21 protein-coding genes are annotated in these 17,874 nt (G+C 70.4%); 9 read left to right on the forward strand and 12 right to left on the reverse strand.

Annotated features, from left to right (window positions below; translation table 11 throughout):
- Window positions 1-114: 114 nt before the first annotated feature.
- The 6 genes from QTI20_RS29690 to QTI20_RS29715 all read left to right on the forward strand — a co-directional run bounded on the left by QTI20_RS29690 (window position 115) and on the right by QTI20_RS29715 (window position 5,122).
- The gene (locus QTI20_RS29690; protein ID WP_286555978.1) at window positions 115-1,158 is read left to right on the forward strand and encodes a Rieske 2Fe-2S domain-containing protein; all 1,044 of its coding nucleotides are present in this window, start codon (window positions 115-117) and stop codon (window positions 1,156-1,158) included.
- 26 nt (window positions 1,159-1,184) lie between these two features.
- Window positions 1,185-1,589 (forward strand): YybH family protein, encoded by a 405-nt coding sequence (locus tag QTI20_RS29695; protein WP_286555980.1) that lies wholly within the window; start codon window positions 1,185-1,187, stop codon window positions 1,587-1,589.
- Window positions 1,590-1,601: 12 nt separating this feature from the next.
- Window positions 1,602-2,030, forward strand: coding sequence for an SRPBCC family protein (locus tag QTI20_RS29700; protein ID WP_286555981.1), 429 nt, complete (start codon window positions 1,602-1,604; stop codon window positions 2,028-2,030).
- A gap of 16 nt (window positions 2,031-2,046) precedes the next feature.
- On the forward strand, window positions 2,047-3,294 hold the full coding sequence (locus tag QTI20_RS29705) for an NAD(P)/FAD-dependent oxidoreductase (protein ID WP_286555984.1): 1,248 nt from the start codon (window positions 2,047-2,049) through the stop codon (window positions 3,292-3,294).
- Between the two features lie 42 nt (window positions 3,295-3,336).
- Window positions 3,337-4,251, forward strand: a complete 915-nt coding sequence (locus QTI20_RS29710) for a LysR family transcriptional regulator (RefSeq protein WP_286555986.1) — start codon at window positions 3,337-3,339, stop codon at window positions 4,249-4,251.
- A 94-nt stretch (window positions 4,252-4,345) separates the two neighbouring features.
- Window positions 4,346-5,122 (forward strand): sulfite exporter TauE/SafE family protein, encoded by a 777-nt coding sequence (locus QTI20_RS29715; protein ID WP_286555987.1) that lies wholly within the window; start codon window positions 4,346-4,348, stop codon window positions 5,120-5,122.
- On the opposite strand, the gene QTI20_RS29720 is transcribed toward QTI20_RS29715, so the two are convergent.
- A complete protein-coding gene (locus QTI20_RS29720; RefSeq protein ID WP_286555989.1) occupies window positions 5,112-6,401 on the reverse strand; it encodes an MFS transporter in 1,290 nt (429 codons plus the stop codon). The two genes, QTI20_RS29715 and QTI20_RS29720, sit on opposite strands and share 11 nt — an antisense overlap.
- Before the next feature lie 83 nt (window positions 6,402-6,484).
- On the opposite strand from QTI20_RS29720, the gene QTI20_RS29725 reads away from it, so the two are divergent.
- A complete protein-coding gene (locus QTI20_RS29725; protein WP_286555991.1) occupies window positions 6,485-7,438 on the forward strand; it encodes a LysR substrate-binding domain-containing protein in 954 nt (317 codons plus the stop codon).
- A 13-nt stretch (window positions 7,439-7,451) separates the two neighbouring features.
- Here QTI20_RS29725 and QTI20_RS29730 read toward each other — a convergent pair whose 3' ends face one another.
- From QTI20_RS29730 to QTI20_RS29750, 5 genes are read right to left on the reverse strand one after another with little or no spacing between them, the layout of a single operon-like run.
- Entirely contained in the window at window positions 7,452-8,381 is a 930-nt protein-coding gene (locus QTI20_RS29730; RefSeq protein ID WP_286574316.1) for a sugar kinase, read from the reverse strand.
- Window position 8,382: 1 nt separating this feature from the next.
- On the reverse strand, window positions 8,383-9,033 hold the full coding sequence (locus QTI20_RS29735) for an RraA family protein (protein WP_286555995.1): 651 nt from the start codon (window positions 9,031-9,033) through the stop codon (window positions 8,383-8,385).
- 35 nt (window positions 9,034-9,068) lie between these two features.
- Window positions 9,069-10,061, reverse strand: a complete 993-nt coding sequence (locus tag QTI20_RS29740; protein ID WP_286555997.1) for a TRAP transporter substrate-binding protein — start codon at window positions 10,059-10,061, stop codon at window positions 9,069-9,071.
- Between the two features lie 28 nt (window positions 10,062-10,089).
- On the reverse strand, window positions 10,090-11,367 hold the full coding sequence (locus QTI20_RS29745) for a TRAP transporter large permease subunit (RefSeq protein WP_286555999.1): 1,278 nt from the start codon (window positions 11,365-11,367) through the stop codon (window positions 10,090-10,092).
- 22 nt (window positions 11,368-11,389) lie between these two features.
- Window positions 11,390-11,881 (reverse strand): TRAP transporter small permease, encoded by a 492-nt coding sequence (locus QTI20_RS29750; protein WP_286556000.1) that lies wholly within the window; start codon window positions 11,879-11,881, stop codon window positions 11,390-11,392.
- 163 nt (window positions 11,882-12,044) lie between these two features.
- Here QTI20_RS29750 and QTI20_RS29755 point away from each other — a divergent pair, with 163 nt between their 5' ends.
- On the forward strand, window positions 12,045-12,731 hold the full coding sequence (locus QTI20_RS29755) for a GntR family transcriptional regulator (RefSeq protein WP_286556001.1): 687 nt from the start codon (window positions 12,045-12,047) through the stop codon (window positions 12,729-12,731).
- Between the two features lie 181 nt (window positions 12,732-12,912).
- On the opposite strand, the gene QTI20_RS29760 is transcribed toward QTI20_RS29755, so the two are convergent.
- Together QTI20_RS29760 and QTI20_RS29765 are read right to left on the reverse strand one after the other, a co-directional pair.
- Window positions 12,913-13,059 carry a hypothetical protein gene (locus tag QTI20_RS29760; protein WP_286556002.1) on the reverse strand — a complete coding sequence of 49 codons (147 nt, stop codon included), beginning with the start codon at window positions 13,057-13,059 and terminating at the stop codon, window positions 12,913-12,915.
- 34 nt (window positions 13,060-13,093) lie between these two features.
- Window positions 13,094-13,705, reverse strand: a complete 612-nt coding sequence (locus tag QTI20_RS29765) for a DUF938 domain-containing protein (RefSeq protein ID WP_286556003.1) — start codon at window positions 13,703-13,705, stop codon at window positions 13,094-13,096.
- A gap of 101 nt (window positions 13,706-13,806) precedes the next feature.
- On the opposite strand from QTI20_RS29765, the gene QTI20_RS29770 reads away from it, so the two are divergent.
- Complete coding sequence (locus tag QTI20_RS29770; protein ID WP_286556005.1) at window positions 13,807-14,484, forward strand: TetR/AcrR family transcriptional regulator; 678 nt, start codon at window positions 13,807-13,809, stop codon at window positions 14,482-14,484.
- A 20-nt stretch (window positions 14,485-14,504) separates the two neighbouring features.
- Here the strand turns inward: QTI20_RS29770 and QTI20_RS29775 are convergent, their stop codons facing one another.
- The 4 genes from QTI20_RS29775 to QTI20_RS29790 all read right to left on the reverse strand — a co-directional run bounded on the left by QTI20_RS29775 (window position 14,505) and on the right by QTI20_RS29790 (window position 17,865).
- A complete protein-coding gene (locus tag QTI20_RS29775; RefSeq protein WP_286556007.1) occupies window positions 14,505-15,137 on the reverse strand; it encodes an isochorismatase family protein in 633 nt (210 codons plus the stop codon).
- Window positions 15,130-16,206: a 2,5-dihydroxypyridine 5,6-dioxygenase NicX family protein gene (locus QTI20_RS29780; RefSeq protein ID WP_286556008.1), complete on the reverse strand. Its 1,077-nt coding sequence runs from the start codon at window positions 16,204-16,206 to the stop codon at window positions 15,130-15,132. The genes QTI20_RS29775 and QTI20_RS29780 overlap by 8 nt, the downstream gene beginning before the upstream one ends.
- Before the next feature lie 64 nt (window positions 16,207-16,270).
- Window positions 16,271-17,101 (reverse strand): alpha/beta fold hydrolase, encoded by an 831-nt coding sequence (locus tag QTI20_RS29785; protein WP_286556011.1) that lies wholly within the window; start codon window positions 17,099-17,101, stop codon window positions 16,271-16,273.
- Window positions 17,098-17,865: a maleate cis-trans isomerase family protein gene (locus QTI20_RS29790; protein ID WP_286556013.1), complete on the reverse strand. Its 768-nt coding sequence runs from the start codon at window positions 17,863-17,865 to the stop codon at window positions 17,098-17,100. Before QTI20_RS29790 ends, QTI20_RS29785 begins: the two co-directional genes overlap by 4 nt.
- Window positions 17,866-17,874: the final 9 nt, after the last annotated feature.

Genomic DNA, 17,874 nt, shown 5'->3' on the forward strand with positions numbered 1-17,874 from the left:
GTGACGCGGGTCTTCCCCTACCCCTTTTGGGTCGATGGTGCGCAGCGCTGGCCTTTGCTGCAATGCATCCGTCCGCCGCACTTCCCGCGGCATCACCCACCAGGAGAAGTCACGATGATCGAAGAAGCCCCGATCCAGATCCACAAGCCGCTCCGGCGCGAGCCGATCCCGCTGGCCGAGCGCGAGCGCTTCAGCGGCAAGCCCGTGCCGCCCGAAGGCGAGAACGGCCTGTTCAGCCAATCGTGGTTCCCGATCGCGCTGTCGAGCGAAGTCGGCGTGGGCCAGATCGTCGGCCGCGACTTTCTCGACGGCCGCGTCGTGATCTACCGCGGCGAGGACGGCGTGGCGCGCGTGCAGAGCGCCTACTGCCCGCACATCGGCGCCGACCTGGCCGTGGGCCGCGTGATCGAGAACCGCATCCAGTGCGCCTTCCATCAATGGGAGTACGACGAGAACGGCATGTGCGTGAAGACCGGCGCGGGCCTGCCGCCGCCGCCCAAGGCCTGCCTCTACACCTTCCCGGTGATCGAGCGCTTCGGCATCATCTACGCCTTCAACGGCTACGAGCCGCTGTTCGACCTGGTGCAGTTCGACTTCCCCGACAGCGACCTGGCCTACGAGGCCATCGTGTCCGAGAAGTACCACTGCGACCCGTGGATCTTCGCGTCGAACACGCCCGACACGCAGCACATCTCGGTGGTGCACGGCTTCCAGTTCAAGAGCGGCGACCCGATGGACGCGATCAGCTGGGAGAAGTGGGGCCTGCGCATGAAGTTCGAGGCGCTGCACCGCGAGAACCAGGAGATCTCTTGGGAGGCCGGCATCTACGGCACCAGCACCTTCTTCCAGCAGGGCGGCGTCGACGGCTGGTGGCTGGGCATCTGCGCGGGCTTCTCGATGCCCAAGCCGGGCACGCACTACGTCTACATCTCGGTGCTGGTGCGCAACGTCGAACTGGAGGCCGGCATGACCGTGCGCGAACGCCTCGACGCCGGCAAGTTCCTGCTCGCGCGCACCGCCGCCGAGGACAAGCCCATCCTCGACACCATCCACCACAAGGTCGGCTACCTGACCAAGGCCGATACCGCGCTGGCCAGGTACTACCAGTTCCTGCGCGACTACCCGCGCGCCCACCCCTCGCGCGACTTCATCCGTTGAACACCGAAGCCCAAGGAATGCCCGTCATGAGCGATACCCACACCCTGGAAGAGATCAGGAAGACCATCCAGGCGCAAAGCGACCGCTTCGAGCGGAACTTCGCCGCCGCCGACGCCGCGAAGCTGGTGGCCGAGTACTACGTGCCCGAATCGATGCAGCCCGTGGTGTCGGCCCCCGACGCGCCGGCGGTGGTCGGCCATGCGGCCATCGCGGCACTGTTCGGCGGTTTCTTCCAGGGCTTCTCGCGGGCCCGGCAGGAACCGCACTTCATCCGCGCCGACGGCAACATGGCCTACGAGATCTCGAATTCCTACCTGACGCCGCAGGGCGGCGGCGCCGAAGTCCAGTTCCGCTACACGGCGGTGTGGCGCCGCTGCGCCGACACCTGGCGCGTGGAGGCGGACTTCTTCGCCACCGGCCCGATCGTCTGAGGCGCGGCAGTCATGGCCAGTTTCGAGATCGCGGCGCGCTTCGATGCGCCTGCCGACAAGGTATGGGACTTCGTCAGCTGGGAGGGCTTCCCGCGCCTGACCGCGGGCGGCTTCTTCGTGCGGGCCGAATACCCGGGCGGCACCGCGCCGCGGCCGGGCGCACTGCGCCGCGTGCATCCGCCCGAGGGCGCGCCGCCCATCCTCGAGCGGCTCGTGGAATACCGCGCGGCCGACCGCTTCTACCGCTACGCGCTGGTCGACACCGGAGCGTTCCCGCTGACCGACTACGAGGGCGTGGTGGCGGTGACGCCGGCCGGCGCGGGCTGCTGCCTCAAGTTCGGCCACACCGCCACGCTGGTCGACATCGCGCCCGAGGCCTGGTACCCGGCCTGGGCCGCGATCGAGCGGCAGATCTTCGACTTCATCCGCCAGTCGCTGTGAGCCCGGAGCGCCGACGATGAGTTCTTCCCTCGTGTCGCGCGACGTCGTGATCGTCGGTGCCGGTCAGGCGGGCGCCGACCTGGCGGCCGCGCTGCGCCAGAACCGGTACGCGGGCAGCGTCACGCTGGTGGGCGACGAGCCGCACCTGCCTTACCGCCGTCCGCCGCTGTCCAAGGCCGGCCTCACCGGCGAAGTCACCGGCGACTCGCTGCTGCTGCGCCGGTCCACGTTCTACGAAGCACAGGCCATCGAGTGTCGCACCGGCGTCGCGGCCACCGCCATCGACCGCGCGCGCCGCGAACTGCAGCTGTCCGACGGCACGCGCCTGGCCTACGGCCACCTGGTGCTGGCCACCGGCGGGCGCCCGCGGCCCCTGCCCTTGCCCCACGCCGACCGGCCCAACGTGCACATGATCCGCACGCTGGACGATGCGCACCGGCTGCGGGCCGAACTCGTCGAAGGACGCCGGCTGGTGGTCATCGGCGCGGGCTACATCGGGCTCGAGGCCGCGGCCTCGGCGTGCAAGCGGGGCTTGCGGGTGCAGGTGGTCGAAGCGCAGCCACGCGTGCTGGCCCGCTCGGTCGGCCCTGCACTCTCGTCCTTCCTCGAGGCCGCGCACCGGCGCCGCGGCATCGACCTGCGCATCGGCGTCGGCATCGAGGCGCTCGAAGGTGGCGACACCGTGACCTGTGTGCGCCTGCAGGACGGCAGCGCCCTCGCCTGCGACCTGGTGCTGGTCGGCATCGGCCTGCTGCCGAACACGGCGCTGGCCGAAGCCGCGGGCCTGGAGGTGGACAACGGCATCGTGGTCGACGCGCATGCGCGGACGGCCGATCCGCACATCCTCGCGATCGGCGATTGCGCGAACCATTTCAACGGGCACTTCGGACGCTCGATGCGGCTGGAGTCGGTGCCGTCCGCCACCGAACAGGCACGCACCGCGGCCCTCACGCTGTGCGGCCAGCCCACGCCGCACCACAGCGTGCCGTGGTTCTGGTCGGAGCAGTTCGACCTCAAGCTGCAGATGGTCGGCCTGGCCGACGGGCACACGCAATGCGTGGTGCGCGAAGTCGACGACCCCGATGCCTTCTGCGCCTTCTACCTGCGCGAGCAGCGCGTGATCGCGGTGCATGCGGTGAACCGGCCGCAGGACTTCATGCTGGCAAAGCGGATGGTGGCGGAGGGCTGGCAGGTGGATGCGGGGCGGCTGGCGGATGCGGGCACGGCGCTGAAGTCCTTGGCGCCGGAGGCGATCGGCGCCTGACCCTGCGCCCGGACCGGCATGTCCGAATGCCAGAATCCCGCCATGCTCACCCATCGGCAATTGCGCTACTTCGTGGAGATCGTCGATGCGGGCGGCTTCAGCCTCGCGGCCGAGCGGCTGTTCGTCGCGCAGTCCGCGCTGAGCCGGCAGGTGCGCGAGATGGAGCGCGAGCTGCAGGTGCCGCTGCTGCTGCGCGACACGCGCAAGCTGGCCATGACGCCCGCGGGCCAGTCGCTCTATGCCGATGCGCGGCGCATCCTCGCGGCGCTCGAAACCGCGGCGGCCAACGCGGCGCATGCGCAGCGCGGGACCCAGGGCACCTTGCAGCTGCTGCACTCGAGTTCGGTCCCGCTCGAAGCCCCCCTGCTCGCCTTGCTGCAGCACTATGCCGCGCAGAACCCGTCGATCACGATCGAGGTGGCGCAGGCCTCGTCGGAGAGCCAGGCGCTCGAGGTGCACGAGGGCCGCGCCGACATCGGCCTGGCGCGCGCGCCCATCCTGCGGCGCTACGAGGGCGTGCGCCATGCCGTGCTGTACGAGGAGCCACTGGTGGCGCTCGTGCCGGCCGCCCATGCGCTTGCGGGCCGCGCGCGGATCGCGCTGGCGGAACTGCGCGACCAGCGCTTCGTCGCGCTGCCGCACCGCGAACGCGGCGGCCTGAGCCACCGGGTGGCCGAGCTGTGTGCAGCGGCCGGCTTCCAGCCCGCGGCGGCTCCGGTGCGTTCGCGCAAGTGGGCGCAACTGGCGCTGGTGCAGGGCGGCCTGGGCGTGGCCGTGGTGCCGGCCTCGATGGGCCGGCAGGCGCCCGAGGGCGTGTGCGTGCTGGCGCTGGAAGACGCCGCCTGCACGACCGAGGTGCTCGCGCTCTGGCGACCCGACGCGCCGGCGCGCGTGCTGCGCTTTGCCGACGCCCTGGTGAGCGCCGTGGGGCGCGAGGACCGCGGCCCATCCAGCTGATTTCGAGATCGCAGCGCGCCGCATTCTCTATTGGCGGGGCGATGCGGACGTCTATAGATTCGGGCTCCTCTTCTTGTCATCGGAACCCCGCCGCGTGGACGCCCTCTTCTCTTCCGTGTCGGCCGCGCTGCCGCTCGCACCGCTGCACCTGCTGTGGGTTTGCGCCGGCGTCACGCTCGCCTATGTGATCTTCGGCCTGGCCGGCTTCGGCACCGCGCTGGTGGCCGGCCCGCTGCTCGCGCAGTTCGTGCCGGTGGCGGTGATCGTGCCGCTGCTCGCGCTGCTGGACTTCGCGGCGGCCACGGTGAACGTGCTGCGCGACGGCCGCTCGGCCGACACCGGCGAGCTGCGGCGCATCGTGCCCGCGATGGCACTGGGCAGCCTGCTCGGCGCGGCGATCCTGCTGCGCGGCCGGCCCGAGGTGCTGCTGGCCGCGCTGGGATTCTTCGCGGTGGGCTACGGGCTCTACGCGCTCAGCGGCGTCAAGCCGCAAGCGCGCCTGTCGCCGCGCGCCGCCTGGCCCTTCGGTGCGGTCGGCGGGCTGTTCTCCGCGCTGTTCGGCAGCGGCGGCTTCATCTACGCGATCTACCTGGCCGGACGCATCGAGGCGACCGAGCGCATCCGCGTCACGCAGTCCACGCTGATCGGGCTCTCGACGCTGACGCGCGCCGTCCTGTTCCTGCTGGCGGGCGTCTATGCCGACCGGGCGCTGCTGCTGCTCGCGCTGTGGCTGCTGCCCGCGATGCTGGTGGGAACGGCCATCGGCCGACGGCTCACGCTCGGGCTTTCGAGGGCGCAGTTCATGCGCATCGTGAGCCTGGTCGTGCTGTGCTCGGGGCTGGCGCTGATCGGGCGGTACCTCAGGGGATAGCCTGCCCCTGCCGCACCCGCGCGGGCAGCATCAAGGGCATGGCCGCCAGCGCGCACCCGCCCGCGACGAACCACACCAGCGGCCATCCCTGCAGCGTGAGCAGGTGCGGGATCAGCAGCGGCGTGACGAAGCAGAACAGGAAGACGCTGGTGTTCGCCATGCCCAGCGCGGTGCCGGCGCGCGCCGCGCCCGCCAGGGTCGCGAGCTCGGTGTAGGCCACGCCGTGCCAGGCCGAGACGCTGATGCCGGCCAGCGTCAGCAGCACCAGCAGGCCGATGCGTCCCGCCGAGGTCTGCGTGGCCATCGCGCCCGACAGCGTCAACGCGCCGAGCGCCGCGAACAACAGCAGGCTCAGCAGCGCGCAGCCGCGCAGGTAGGCCGGGCGGTTGCGGCGGCGGTCGGTCCAGCGGCCGCTCCACACGCGCATGACCATCGCGCCGACCTGCACCGCGACCATCGCGGCGGTGATGGCCGCCCAACCCAGGTGGCCGAAGTCGTGCAGGAACACGGTGCCGAAGGACAGCACCGCGAACTGCGCCGAGCACAGGATGCCGATGCCCGCCACGATGCGCCAAATGCGCGCGTCGTGCAGCGGCCCGCGCTCGTGCGCGCCACCGGCCACGGGCGCCGGTGCGCGCATCGGCACCGCGGGTTCGTGCACCCAGGCCCAGGCCATCAGCACCCCCAGCGCACACAGCCCGGCCAGCACCGCGTACAGCATGCGGAAGCCGCCGTGCAGCGCCAGCAGGGGCAGCAGCAGCGCGCCGACGGCACCGCCCAGCGGCACGGCGGTCTGGCGGATGCTCATCGCCAGGCCGCGCTCGCTTTCGCCGAACCAGGTCATCACGGCCCGGCCGCTGGCGCCGTTGACGCTGCCGCCCAGCAGGCCCACGCTCAGCAGGCCGACGGCCAGCCAGCCCAGGCCGGGCACATGCTCGCCATGCGGCGCGGCCCACAGCGCCATCGCCGCGAGTGCGGCCGCGGTGGCACCCAGGCCGAGCAGCAGCACCGGGCGGTCGCCCCAGCGGTCGGTGAGCAGGCCCCAGGGCAGTTCGCTCAAGGCGATGCCCAGGCCCATGAGGCCCAGCACCAGGCCCAGCGTGGCGTTGTCGAGGCGGTAGCCCGAGCGCATCAGCACGGCCGTCATGGGGATGCCGCTGAAGGCCACCGAGAAGGCCGCGTTGGCGGCCACGCCGGCGGCCAGCACCTTCCAGCGATGGCGCGGACCGAGGGTGGAGGAAGCAGGCGAAGGGAGGGACAGCGCGGCGTCGGATTGCATGGTGGGCGAAGTCTCGGGCGCCGCCAAGGTTTTGAAAATCAGAAAATAATGGCCATACCATCCCAAAATCCAGGACAGTCCAGATGAGCCAGGTGATGTTCGATCTCGACGTGCTGCGCAGCTTCTCCACCGGCATCGCGCTGGGCAGCTATGCGCGCGCGGCCGACAAGCTGGGGCGCTCGACCTCGGCCGTGAGCGCGCAGTTGAAGAAGCTGGAGGCGCAGGCCGGCACCGCGCTGTTCCGCAAGGCCGGCCGCGGCCTCGAGCTGACCGACGCCGGCCAGACCCTGCTGGCCTATGCGCACCGGCTGCTCGAGCTCAACGACGAAGCCGCGGCCGCGATGCGCGGCGCCGACCTCGAGGGCTGGGTGCGGCTGGGCCTGCAGGAGGACTTCGGCGAGACGCTGCTGCCCACGGTGCTGGGCCGCTTCGCGCGCGCCCATCCCAAGGTGCGCATCGAGGCCTGCATGGTGCGCTGCGCCGAACTGCGCGAGCGGCTGACGCTGGGCAAGCTCGACCTCGCGCTGGTCTGGGACACGGGCGACCATCCGCCGATGCCCTACGGCGAGCGGCTGCTCAAGGCGCCGCTGCAATGGATCGGCACGGCCGCAGGCGACCGGCCGCAGTGGTGGCCCGAGCGGCAGGCGCGCAGCGCGGAGGCGCTGCCGCTGGTGCTGCTCGACGCGCCCTGCCCGGTGCGCGACATCGCGACGAACGCGCTCGACCGCGCGGGCATCCCCTGGCGCCACGCCTTCAGCAGCTCGAGCCTGGGCGCGCTCTGGGCCGCGACCTCGGCCGGGCTCGGCCTGACCTTGCGCACGCCCTTCGGCCAGCCGGCGTCGGTGCGCGGCATCGATGCCGCGGCCGCGGGGCTGCCCAAGCTGCCGCCGATGGGCCTGTGGCTCTACCGCGCGCAGGCCCGGCCCGAGGCGCCGGTGCTGCGGCTGGCCGAGCTGGTGCGCCAGGCCATCGAGCCGCAGCCGCTGGTCGCGGCGCCGGGGCGCGCGCAGCGGTTGCGGGAGGAAGTGGCGGCCTGAGGCGGCATGGCCGCTACGCCGTGCCGTGGCTCGCCAGGAAGGCCCGCACCGCCTCGGGCCGCGGGATCGGCGCCACCGCGCCGAAGCCGGTGGTGGTAAGCGCGGCGGCCGCGTTGGCATAGCGCGCCGCGTCGGCCAGCGCATCGCCCGCGACCAGGCGCGCCATCAGCGCACCGGCGAAGCAGTCGCCCGCGCCCGTGGCGTCGACCGCCTCGACCGTGTGGCCGGCGATGCGCACGCGCCCGTGCGCGGTGCCGATGATCGCGCCCTGCTTGCCCAGCTTGAGCACGACCGTGGGCGCGCCCGCCTGCAGGCACCAGTCGATGATGGCCTCGGCGTCGTGCAGCCCGGTGAACAGCTCGGCATCCTCCAGGCTGGGCAGGAAGATGTCGCAGTGCGCCAACGTCTCGCGGATCACCGCGCGGGCGCGCGCCAGCGACCACAGCTTGAGCCGCAGGTTGGCGTCGTAGACCACCTGCGTGCCGCCCTCGCGCGCGATCGCGATCGCATCGAAGACGGCATCGCAGGCGCTGGTGCTGATCGCCTGGCTGATGCCCGACACATGCAGGAAGCGCGCGCCGCGGATCAACGCGGCCGGCAGTTCGGCCCCGGTCAGGCGGCTGGCCGCGCTGCCCGCGCGCAGGTAGCTGAAGGCATGGCCCTGCGCCGAGTGCGTGACGAAGTAGACGCCGGTGGGCGCCCCCGCATCGCACGCCACCGCCTGCGTGTCGACCTGCTCCATGCGCCACAGCGCGAGCAGCCGACTGCCGAACTCGTCGGCGCCCACGCGCGTGACGTAGGCCGTGCGCGCGCCCTGGCGGGCGGCCGCGATGGTCGCGTTGGAAGTGTCGCCGCCGAAGCCCTGCCGGAACTCCGGCGCGTCGGGGCGCACCTGGTTGAACTCGATCATCGGCTCGCCGATCGAGACGATGTCGATGCCCATGTCAGATGCGCCCATACTTGGCCAGGCCCTTGCGCAGCGAACGCTCCGCGACGATCAGCTTGGCCTGCTCCAGTTCGCGCACGTCGATCTCCTGCGCCATCTCGAGCACCGCCTCGACCTGCGCGCGCGGCACCACCACCACCCCGTCGATGTCGGCCACGATGATGTCGCCCGGATGGATCATCACGCCGCCGATCATGGCCGGCACCTGCGAGGCCACGGTCTTGTGGCGGCCCAGCGTGGTGCCGGGCGAGATGCTGCGCGAGAACACCGGGAAGTCGTAGTCGCGGCGGATCTCCGCGATGTCGCGCACGCCGCCGTCGAGCACCGCGCCCACATGCTCGTTGGCGAAGGCGCCGGCCGTCATCAGGCCGCCCCACACCGCCACGTCGGCCTCGCCGCTGATGGCGATGCAGATCACGCTGCCGGCCTCGGCCTCGTCGATCAGGTCCAGCGCGTGCTGCGGCGGCAGGAATTCGTCGGTCGCGACTTCGACCACGGTCACGGCCGGGCCGACGACGCGCTTGTCGTTGATGCGGGGCTTGATGGCCTCGTCGAGGTAGCCGCGCTTGCCGCAGACCTTGTCGACGGCATCGGCCACCGACGCGGTGGCGACCGACTGGAATGCGGAAACGATATCGGAAAGATTCATGGGGATGTTCTCTGTCTGGGGAATGGAGAGGGGATTCAGTTGCCGCCGCCGGCCTTGGCGATCTCGGCCTTGGCCTGCGCCATCAGCGCGCTGCCGATCTGCGGCGTGAACTTGTCGTGCACGGGCTTGACCTTCTCGCGCATGCGCGCGATCTCCGCGGGCGCGACCTCGGTCACCTGCAGCCCGTGCTTCTTCATCTCGCCGACCAGCATGGCCGACTGCTCGCGGTTGATCTTGCGTTGGTAGGCACCGGCCTCGACGGCCGCCTGGCGCACCGCGGCACGGTCGGCCTCGGAGAGCTTGTCGAACCACTTCTTGCTGGCCAGCACGATGTAGGGGGTGTAGCTGTGGCCGGTCAGCGAGAGGAACTTCTGCACCTCGTAGAACTTGCCCGACTCGATCAGGCCCAGGCCGTTTTCCTGCGCATCGACCGAACGCGTCTCGAGCGCGCCGTACAGCTCGGTGTAGGGCATCGGAACCGGGTTGGTGCCGAGCTCCTTGAAGGTGTCGATGAACACCGGGTTCTGGATCACGCGGATCTTCAGGCCCTGCATGTCCTCGAGCCTGGTGACGGCCCGCTTGGAGTTGGTCAGGTGGCGAAAGCCGTTCTCCCAGTAGGCCAAACCGACCAGGCCGTGAGCCTCGAGCTTCTGCGCCAGCGCCTGGCCCACGGGGCCGTCGAGCAGGCCGTCGGCCTCCTTGAAGTTCGAGACCAGGAAGGGCAGGTCGAGCATCGCGTACTCCTTGATGAGGCCCACCAGGTTCGAGGTCGGGCCCACCATCAGTTCCTGCACGCCGCCCTGCAGCGCCGACTGCATCTGCGGGTCGGTGCCGAGCTTGCCGCTGCCGTAGGTCGAGATGTTCACGCGGCCCGCGGTCTTGGCCTTGGCCAGTTCGGCCACGCGCTTGGCGCCCAGGCCCTGCGAGTTGTCGTCGCTCGCGCCGAAGCCGAACTTCGCCACCTGGGCCTGCGCGGCGCCGAGCGCGAGGGTGGCGGCCACGGCGATCAGGATGCGTTTGAATTTCACGGTATGTCTCCTTGGTGTTGCGGGTGAATCAGTGGAACCAGGCGGCCGGCACGGTGACCAGCGCGGGAAAGAGGATCAACAGCAGCAGCACGATCAGCTGCGCGACCATGAAGGGCATGACGCCCTTGATCGCGTCGTCCATGCGGATGCGCGCGACGCCGCACACCACGTTGAGCACGGCCCCGACGGGCGGCGTGATCATCCCGATCGCGTTGTTGATGATGAAGAGCACGCCGAAGTAGATCGGGTCGATGCCGGCCTGCTTGACGATGGGCATCAGCACCGGCGTGAGGATCAGGATGGCCGGCGTGAAGTCGAGCGCGGTGCCGACGATCACCACGATCAGCATCAGCACGAACATCAGCAGCGTCTTGTTGCCCATGAAGGGCTCGACCAGCGCGATGATCTGGTCGGGGATGTCGGCCACGGTGATCAGCCAGGCCGAGACCATCGAGGCCGCCACCAGGAACATGATCACGGCCGAGGTCATGGCCGCGCTCAGCAGCGCACGGTAGATGTCGCGCAGCGTCAGCGCGCGGTAGACCACCACGCTGATGAACATCGCATAGGCCGCGGCCACCACGCCGGCCTCGGTCGGCGTGAAGGCGCCCATCTTCAGGCCCACGATGATGATCAGCGGCAGGCCCATGGCCCAGCCGCTGCGCGCGATGGCCCGCAGCATCTCGCCCACCGGCTTGCGCGGCGGCGGCGTGACGCTCTCGCGCTTCGACAGCCACCACCAGGTCACCAGCAGCGAACCCGCGAGCATCAGGCCCGGCGCGATGCCGGCCATGAACAGCTTGGTGATCGACAGGCCGGCGCTCACGCCGAAGACCACGAAGCCGATCGACGGCGGGATCACCGGCGCGATGATCCCCGAGGCCGCGATCAGCCCGCTGGCGCGGCCCAGGTTGTAGCCGGCCTCGCGCATCATCGGGATCAGCAGCACCGCGATCGCGGCGGTGTCGGCGATGGCCGAGCCGGAGACGCTGGCCATCACGATCCCGGTGATCACCACCACGTAACCCAGGCCGCCGCGGATGTGGCCGATGACGGCCATGGCCGCGTCGACGATGCGGCGCGACAGGCCGCCGAGGTTCATGATCTCCCCGGCCAGCAGGAAGAAGGGCACCGACATCAGCAGGTAGTTGTCGGCGCCGTCGACCACTTTCTGGGCCAGGATCTGGGATTCGAAGATGCCCAGCTGCGCCATCAGCGCGACGCCGCTGACCATGAGCGCGAAGGCGATGGGCATGCCCAGGGCCATGGCGCCCAGCAGCGATCCGATGAAGATGAAGACGGTCATGGGGGGAGGTCCTGGCCGTCGTTCAGTGCGCCACGGCGTTGTCTTCGGACTCGCGCACGATGGCGAGTTCGGCGTCGCTCATGCGGCCGGTGCAGGCGCGCCAGAGGTTCGACAGCAGTGTCAGCCCCATCAGCAGCGCGCTCACCAGGCCGACCGAGTACAGCACCGCCATCGGCAGACCCGAGACCGGCGCGCGGTTGTCGATGTTGAGCACCGTCTGGCGCCAGCAGCCGATCCACAGCATCGCGCAGCAGCCGAGCATCATCAGATGGCTGGCGACGAAGCACGCCACCTTGGCGCGGTGCGGCAGGCGGCGGATCACCGAGTCCATGCCCAGGTGCGTGCCCTGGCGCAGCGCCACGATCGAGCCCAGGAAGGTCAGCCACACGAAGATCAGCCGCCCGACTTCCTCGGTCAGCGTGAGGCCGCTGTTGAACACGTAGCGCAGCACGACGTTGGCGAACACCATCAACGCCATGACCGCCAGGCCCAGCACGAGCAGGTGTTCGAACATGCGATAGATCCGATCGACCGGGGAAAGCGCGGGAAGGGAGCCCACTGTTGTCTTCATTGGTGCCTGATATATGAGATTGCAGGCACGAAGTACAACATCTAAGACCTGAAGTGAAAATTAGGGTAAGTTCTAGGGTGCACGCCAACCGACAATCAGCCGCAACATGAACTTCTCCGACCCCGTCGAACGCCCCAAGTCGCTGACCGATCTCGCTGTGGAGCGCATCCGCAACGCCATCGTCAACGGCCCGCTGCAGTTCGGCGAGGCCCTGTCCGAGTCGGTGCTGGCGGGCATGCTGGGCATGAGCAAGACCCCCGTGCGCGAGGCCCTGCTGCGGCTGCGGCTCGAGGGCCTGGTGGTGATCCATCCGCAGCGCGGCACCTTCGTGTTCCAGCTCGACGAGACCGAGGTCGCCCACATCTGCCAGTTCAGATCGATGATCGAATGCGAGGCGCTGGCCGATGCGATGAAGTACCAGCACGCGGAACTGGTGAAGTCGCTAGACGCCTGCCTCGACGACATGGCGGCGGCCTTCGCCAACGCCGACCACAGCGCCTTCCCGCGGCTGGACACCGAGTTCCACAACGCACTGGTCGCGCACTGCGAGAACAGCTACCTCAAGGCCGCCTTCAACCTGGTCTCGGCCCAGATCACCGCGCTGCGCTACCGGCTGCCGGTCGAGAACGACCAGGTCACGCACTGCCAGGACAACCACCGCGTGGTGGTCGATGCCATCCGCAACCTCGACACCCGGCGCGCCCAGACCATCCTGCGCGGCCACATCCAGAGCACGCGCGACGCCTACCTGATCGCCTGCCGCAGCCGCGTGAAGCCGCGCGACGCGGCCTAGGGCCCGCGGCGCCGGATCGACGGTGGCGGCATCGCGCCATCGCTTGGCCGATGCGTTCTACCGCCCTCACCGCGACCCACCCTACGCTCGGTTCCTCTTCACCTGGAACCCCGCTCATGCGCGCCAACGATGTGCTTCCCGAACCCGCCGACGCGCCCGACCTCGACGCGCTCTACGCGCTCTACGCGCCGGGCTCTGGTCCGACGACGCACGGCGCGAGCACCAGTCCCTGCCCACGGTCGGCCAGATGATGCGGGCCTTCGCGGCGCTCGGCACCGAAGCGCAAACGATCGGTGACGCGCAGGTCGCGCAGATCGATGCGCACCATGCGCACGCGGTCCGCCACGACCTGTGCTGAACGCTCAGCGCGTGAACACCAGCAGCAGGTTGTTCGCCGGCATCGCATGCCGCTCGCGCAGGGCCAGCCCCGCGCGCGCCGCCTGTGCCACCACGTCTTCGAGGCGGCGGATGCCCCAGGCGGGGTTGCGCGCACGCAGGTCCTCGTCGAAGGCTTGGTTGCTGGGCACCTCGAGGCCCTCTTCGAAGTAGGGCCCGTAGGTGAGCAGCAGGCCGCCCGGCCGCAGGTGGCGCGCCGCGCCGTCCATCAGCGCGGCGCAGGCCGGCCAGGGCGCGATGTGCAGCATGTTGGCGCAGAAGACCGCATCGAATTCGCGGCCGAAGGCCAGTCCTTGCGCGGGCCACTGCGGCGCCGTCACGTCGAGCAGCACCGGTGCCTGCAGGTTCGGCAACGCGGCCTCCTCGACCCGGCGCGACAGCAGGGGCAGCATGCGCGCATCGGCCTCGCTCGGCTGCCAGAGCCAGGGGCTCAGGCCCGCGGCGAACCACACCGCATGCTGGCCCGTGCCAGCCGCGATCTCGAGGGCGCGGCCCTGCGGGCCGAGCGTGCGGCGCAGGACCTCGAGGATGGGTTGCTTGTTGCGTTCGGCGGAGGGGCTGGTCGGGAGATCGGACATACGGGGTGGCGTAGAGGGGGCTGGCAAAGGGTAGCAGGGGCCAGCACGTCGCCGAGGCATATCGGATAATCATTGATCAACCAATTAATTACAGGTCCGCGATGCCCGAGAAAAGACAAGACACCCAGCAGCATCGCAAGCCCAGAGGACCGGGCCGGCCCGAAGGCACGAGCGTCGTGCGCGACGAGATCCTCGATGCGGCCGAAACGGTGTTCTCCACGCTGGGTTACGCCGGCACCTCCATGCGCGAGGTCGCCGAGAAGGCCAAAGTGACCCAGGCCCTGATCAGCTACTACTTCGGCTCGAAGTTCGGCCTCTTCGAGCAGGCCTTCCTGCGCCGCAGCGAGCCGGTGTCGCTCGAGCGCATCGAGCGCCTGGAGGCGCTGCAGCGCGCGGGCACGGCCACGGCGCGCGAAGTCGTGCGGGCCTTCCTGCTGCCCACGGTCTCGCTGCGCGCCTCGCCGCAGGGTCGCGCCTTCCTGCGGCTGCAGGCCCGGCTGCACACCGAGCCGCCGGAGATCTCGTACGAGCTGCGCACGCTGGCCTACGGCAGCTCCACCCTGCGTTATGTGGAGGCGCTGCGCGCCGCGCTGCCGGGCCTGAGCGAGCTCGATGCGCACTGGCGCGTCACGATGATGATCGGCACCTACCTCTATGCCTTCTCGGACACGCACCGGATGGAGGAGATGACGCGGCCCGGCGTCTACGACCCCGCCGACACGGCGTCGCTGATCGAGCAGGTCACGCGTTTCGTGGTGGGCGGCTTCGAGGCCGCCTGAGACGGCCCGAGGCGACGGCGTCAGCCCGCCAGCGCCAGCCTCGAACGCAGTTCCTCGAGCGGCAGCACCTCGGCGTACTTCTGCGCCAGGTCGAACAGGCTCGCATCGTGCGGACCGATGGCGCGGTCGCCCACGCAATCGCTCACCACGACCGGCGCGAAGCCCCAGCACATCGCATCCACCACACTGGCCCGCACGCAGCCGCTGGTCACGCAGCCGGCCACCACCAGCGTGCGCACGCCGCGCTGCGTGAGCCAGGACGCGAGCGTGGTGCCGAAGAAGGCCGAGGGCACGTTCTTGCGCACCACCAGTTCGCCCGCGCGCGGCGCCAGCGAGGCCACGATCGCGCTCGCTGGCGAGTGCTCCTTGAGCGTCAGCATGCCCGGCACCTTGTCGGAGAACACGTTCGCATCGCCGTCGTCGTCGGCATAGACGATCCGGCTGTGCGCCACCGGCCAGCCCTGGGCCCGCGCCAGGTCGAGCAAGCCGTGGGTGCGCGCGATCGCCTGCGGGATGTTGCCGCCGCCGAAGACCGCCGGGTCGGCGAAGCCTTCGACGAAGTCGACGATCAGCAGGCCAAAGGGCGGCGCCAGGCGCAGCGAGGCGCCGAAGCCCTGCTGGCGGTAGACGGCCGTGTCCTGTGCGTCATGCATGGGCGGCCTCCTGTGCGGCCGGGGGCGCCGGCATCAGCGACTCCACCACGCGCCCGTCGCGCACGACCTCGCGGCCGTCCACCGTGACCGTGCAGCGGCGCATCGGCACGTCGATGTGGCAGGCGGTGGTGCGGCTGCCGCCCGCCTCGTTGTTGGGGCCGAGCGAGAACAGGAAGTTGCCGCTGACCGCGCGCGCGTCCATGCCGATCGTGCCCTCGCGGTCGTAGAGGCCCAGCGTCAACCAGTAGGCGCGCTGCTGCAGGCCCCAGCCGATGTGCGAGATCGCATAGGCCTCGGGGTCGGCAAAGGACTCGATGTACTCGCTGAGCATCTCGGCCTCCTGGCCGCCGTCGATGCGCGTCACGAAGCCCTTCTCGACCGTGAGCGTGATGGGCTCGCCCACATAGGATTTCATGGGCAGCAGCACGTCGCCCTTGGCCAGCACGATGCGCCCGTCCGCCTGGCCTTCGTTGGGCCAGGTGAAGGCGAAGCCGCTGGGCCAGTGGTCCCAGCGTCCGGGCGCATCGACGAAGCCGTATTCGGCGGTCAGCGGGTATTCGCCGTAGGGGCAGCGCAGGTCGGTGCCCGCGGCCGAGGTCACGCGCATCTCGCGGCCGCCTTTGAGCAGGGCGACGCCGGCCAGCACGCGCTCGCGGTCAGCGGCGGTCGGCACCATGCGCAGCAGCACCTCGGGCGGTTCGACGGCCAGCAGGATCCTGGTGCCACCCTGCAGGATCTCGTGCTGCTCGGGCGAGAACAGCAGCGTCATCAGGTCGAGCACCAGGTCGGAGGCCTTGAGCGCGGCGATCGCCGGCCGGTTGCCGGTCAGCGGCGTGGTGCCGAGGTAGGCCAGCGGATCGCGGCTCAGCGCCTTGTCGCCGTTGACCGGCGGCAGGTCGAGCCGGCTCACGCTGGCGCCCATCATGCTCGCGGCGGTGATCGCGCAGCGCAGCGTCTGCGGGTGGGTCTGCTCGCTGGTGAGCACGGTGACGGCCGCGCCCGGTTCGAGTTTGGACAGGGTGAGCACCTGGGTCCAGGCGCGGATGAGGTCGGTGTCGCTGACGGCCATGAGGGGTCTCCGGGCAGTGAGGGTTGAAGAGGAAGGAAGTCGGACGCAGGAGCGGCGCGGCCGCTCAGTCCAGGGCCTGGCCGAGGAAGTCGCCGAAGGCGGCGTGGAAGCCGGCCTCGTTGTCCCACGGGATCATGTGGCCCGCATCGGGCACGCGCCGCTCCAGCAGCGCGGGCAGCAGGCCGCGCAGTTCGTCGACATCGGCCGGCCGCACCACGTCGCCGCGTTCGGCGGTGAGCAGCAGCGTCGGCACCGCGATGCGCGCAACATCGGCATGGATGTCGTCGGTCTGGAAGGCCTCGAAGCTGGTCACGATGGCGCGCTCGTTGCAGGTGTGCAGCCATTGCGCGCGCAGGCGCAGCTGTGCCTCGCTCCAGCTGGGGCAGAAGGCGCGCATCTGCTCGAGCGAGATGCCGCGCTGCGCCAGGCGGATGGAGTCCACGTACCAGGGCAGCTGCGCGGGATAGGGCCGCCGGCCCGGACCCGAGACGGGCGGATCGACCGCCACCAGCCGCGTGAGCCCCTCGGGCCGCCGCGACGCGGCGCGCAGGCCGATGCGCCCGCCCATCGAATGGCCGACGATCGCGTAGCGCGGCAGCTCGAGCGCCTGCGCGAAGGCGATCACGTCGGCCACCTGTGCGTCGAGGCTGTAGTCGAGCGTGTCGGTGGCTTCGCTCAGGCCGCGGCCGCGCACGTCGAGCACATAGGTGTCGAAGTGGCGGCCGAAGCGCTCGGCCACGAAGCCCCAGGTCACGGCCGGGCTGGTGATGCCGGGAATCAGCACGATGGCGTCGCGCTGCGCCCGCGCGCCTTCCGCGCCGCCGTAGCGCAGGCAGTGCTGGCGGATGCCGTTGGCGTGGACCTGCGCGCCGTACAGGAAAGTGCTTTCGCTCATGCCGCCGCCTTCGGGTAGGCGCCGGAAAGCAGCGCGCCCGCGCCGGGCACGATGGGCTCGAGGCCCAGCTGGCACAGCATGGCGTAGACGGTCGCGGCGGCGGCGGTCACGACAGGCTTGCCGGTGCGCGCCTCGACCTGCGCGATGGCCTGCAGCGAGGGCATCTGCACGCAGGCCGACAGCACGATCACGTCGACCTCGTCGGTCGGCATGCCGGCCACGATGCCCGGCAGCTTCGCCGGATCGTGGCGCCCCACCTCGAGGTTGTCGGGGATCTCGAGCGCGCGCCAGTGCACCACCTCGAAGCCCTCGTGTGCGATGTAGTCGACCACCAGCTTCGTGAGCGGCAGCATGTAGGGCGCCACCAGCGCGATGCGCTTCGCGCCCAACACGCGCAGCCCGTCGACCAGCGCGCCGGCGCTGCTGACCACCGGCGCCGCGCCCTGGTTGGCCGCGGTCACGCCCGCGAGCCGCTCCTGCGAGGCCCGGTGGTAGCCGTGGCCCATCGCCATGATGGCCACCAGGCAGGCGTAGCCGAGCACGTCGACACGCGCGTCGCTGAGCTCCAGCGCGCAGCGGTCGGACTCGGCGTCCATGGCCGCCAGCTCTTCCTTGGTCACATGCTTCATGCGCATGCGTGAGGAATGGAAGGTGAAGCGCTCGGGCCGGATCTGCTCGCGCAGGCGCAGCATCGCCGGGATCTCGGTCTCCATGGTGGTGTTCGAGCTGGGCACGATCTGCCCGATGCGGTAGTTCGTCTTCATCTTTTCTTC

This window comes from Variovorax sp. J2P1-31 (genome assembly GCF_030317215.1).
GTDB lineage: Bacteria > Pseudomonadota > Gammaproteobacteria > Burkholderiales > Burkholderiaceae_C > Variovorax.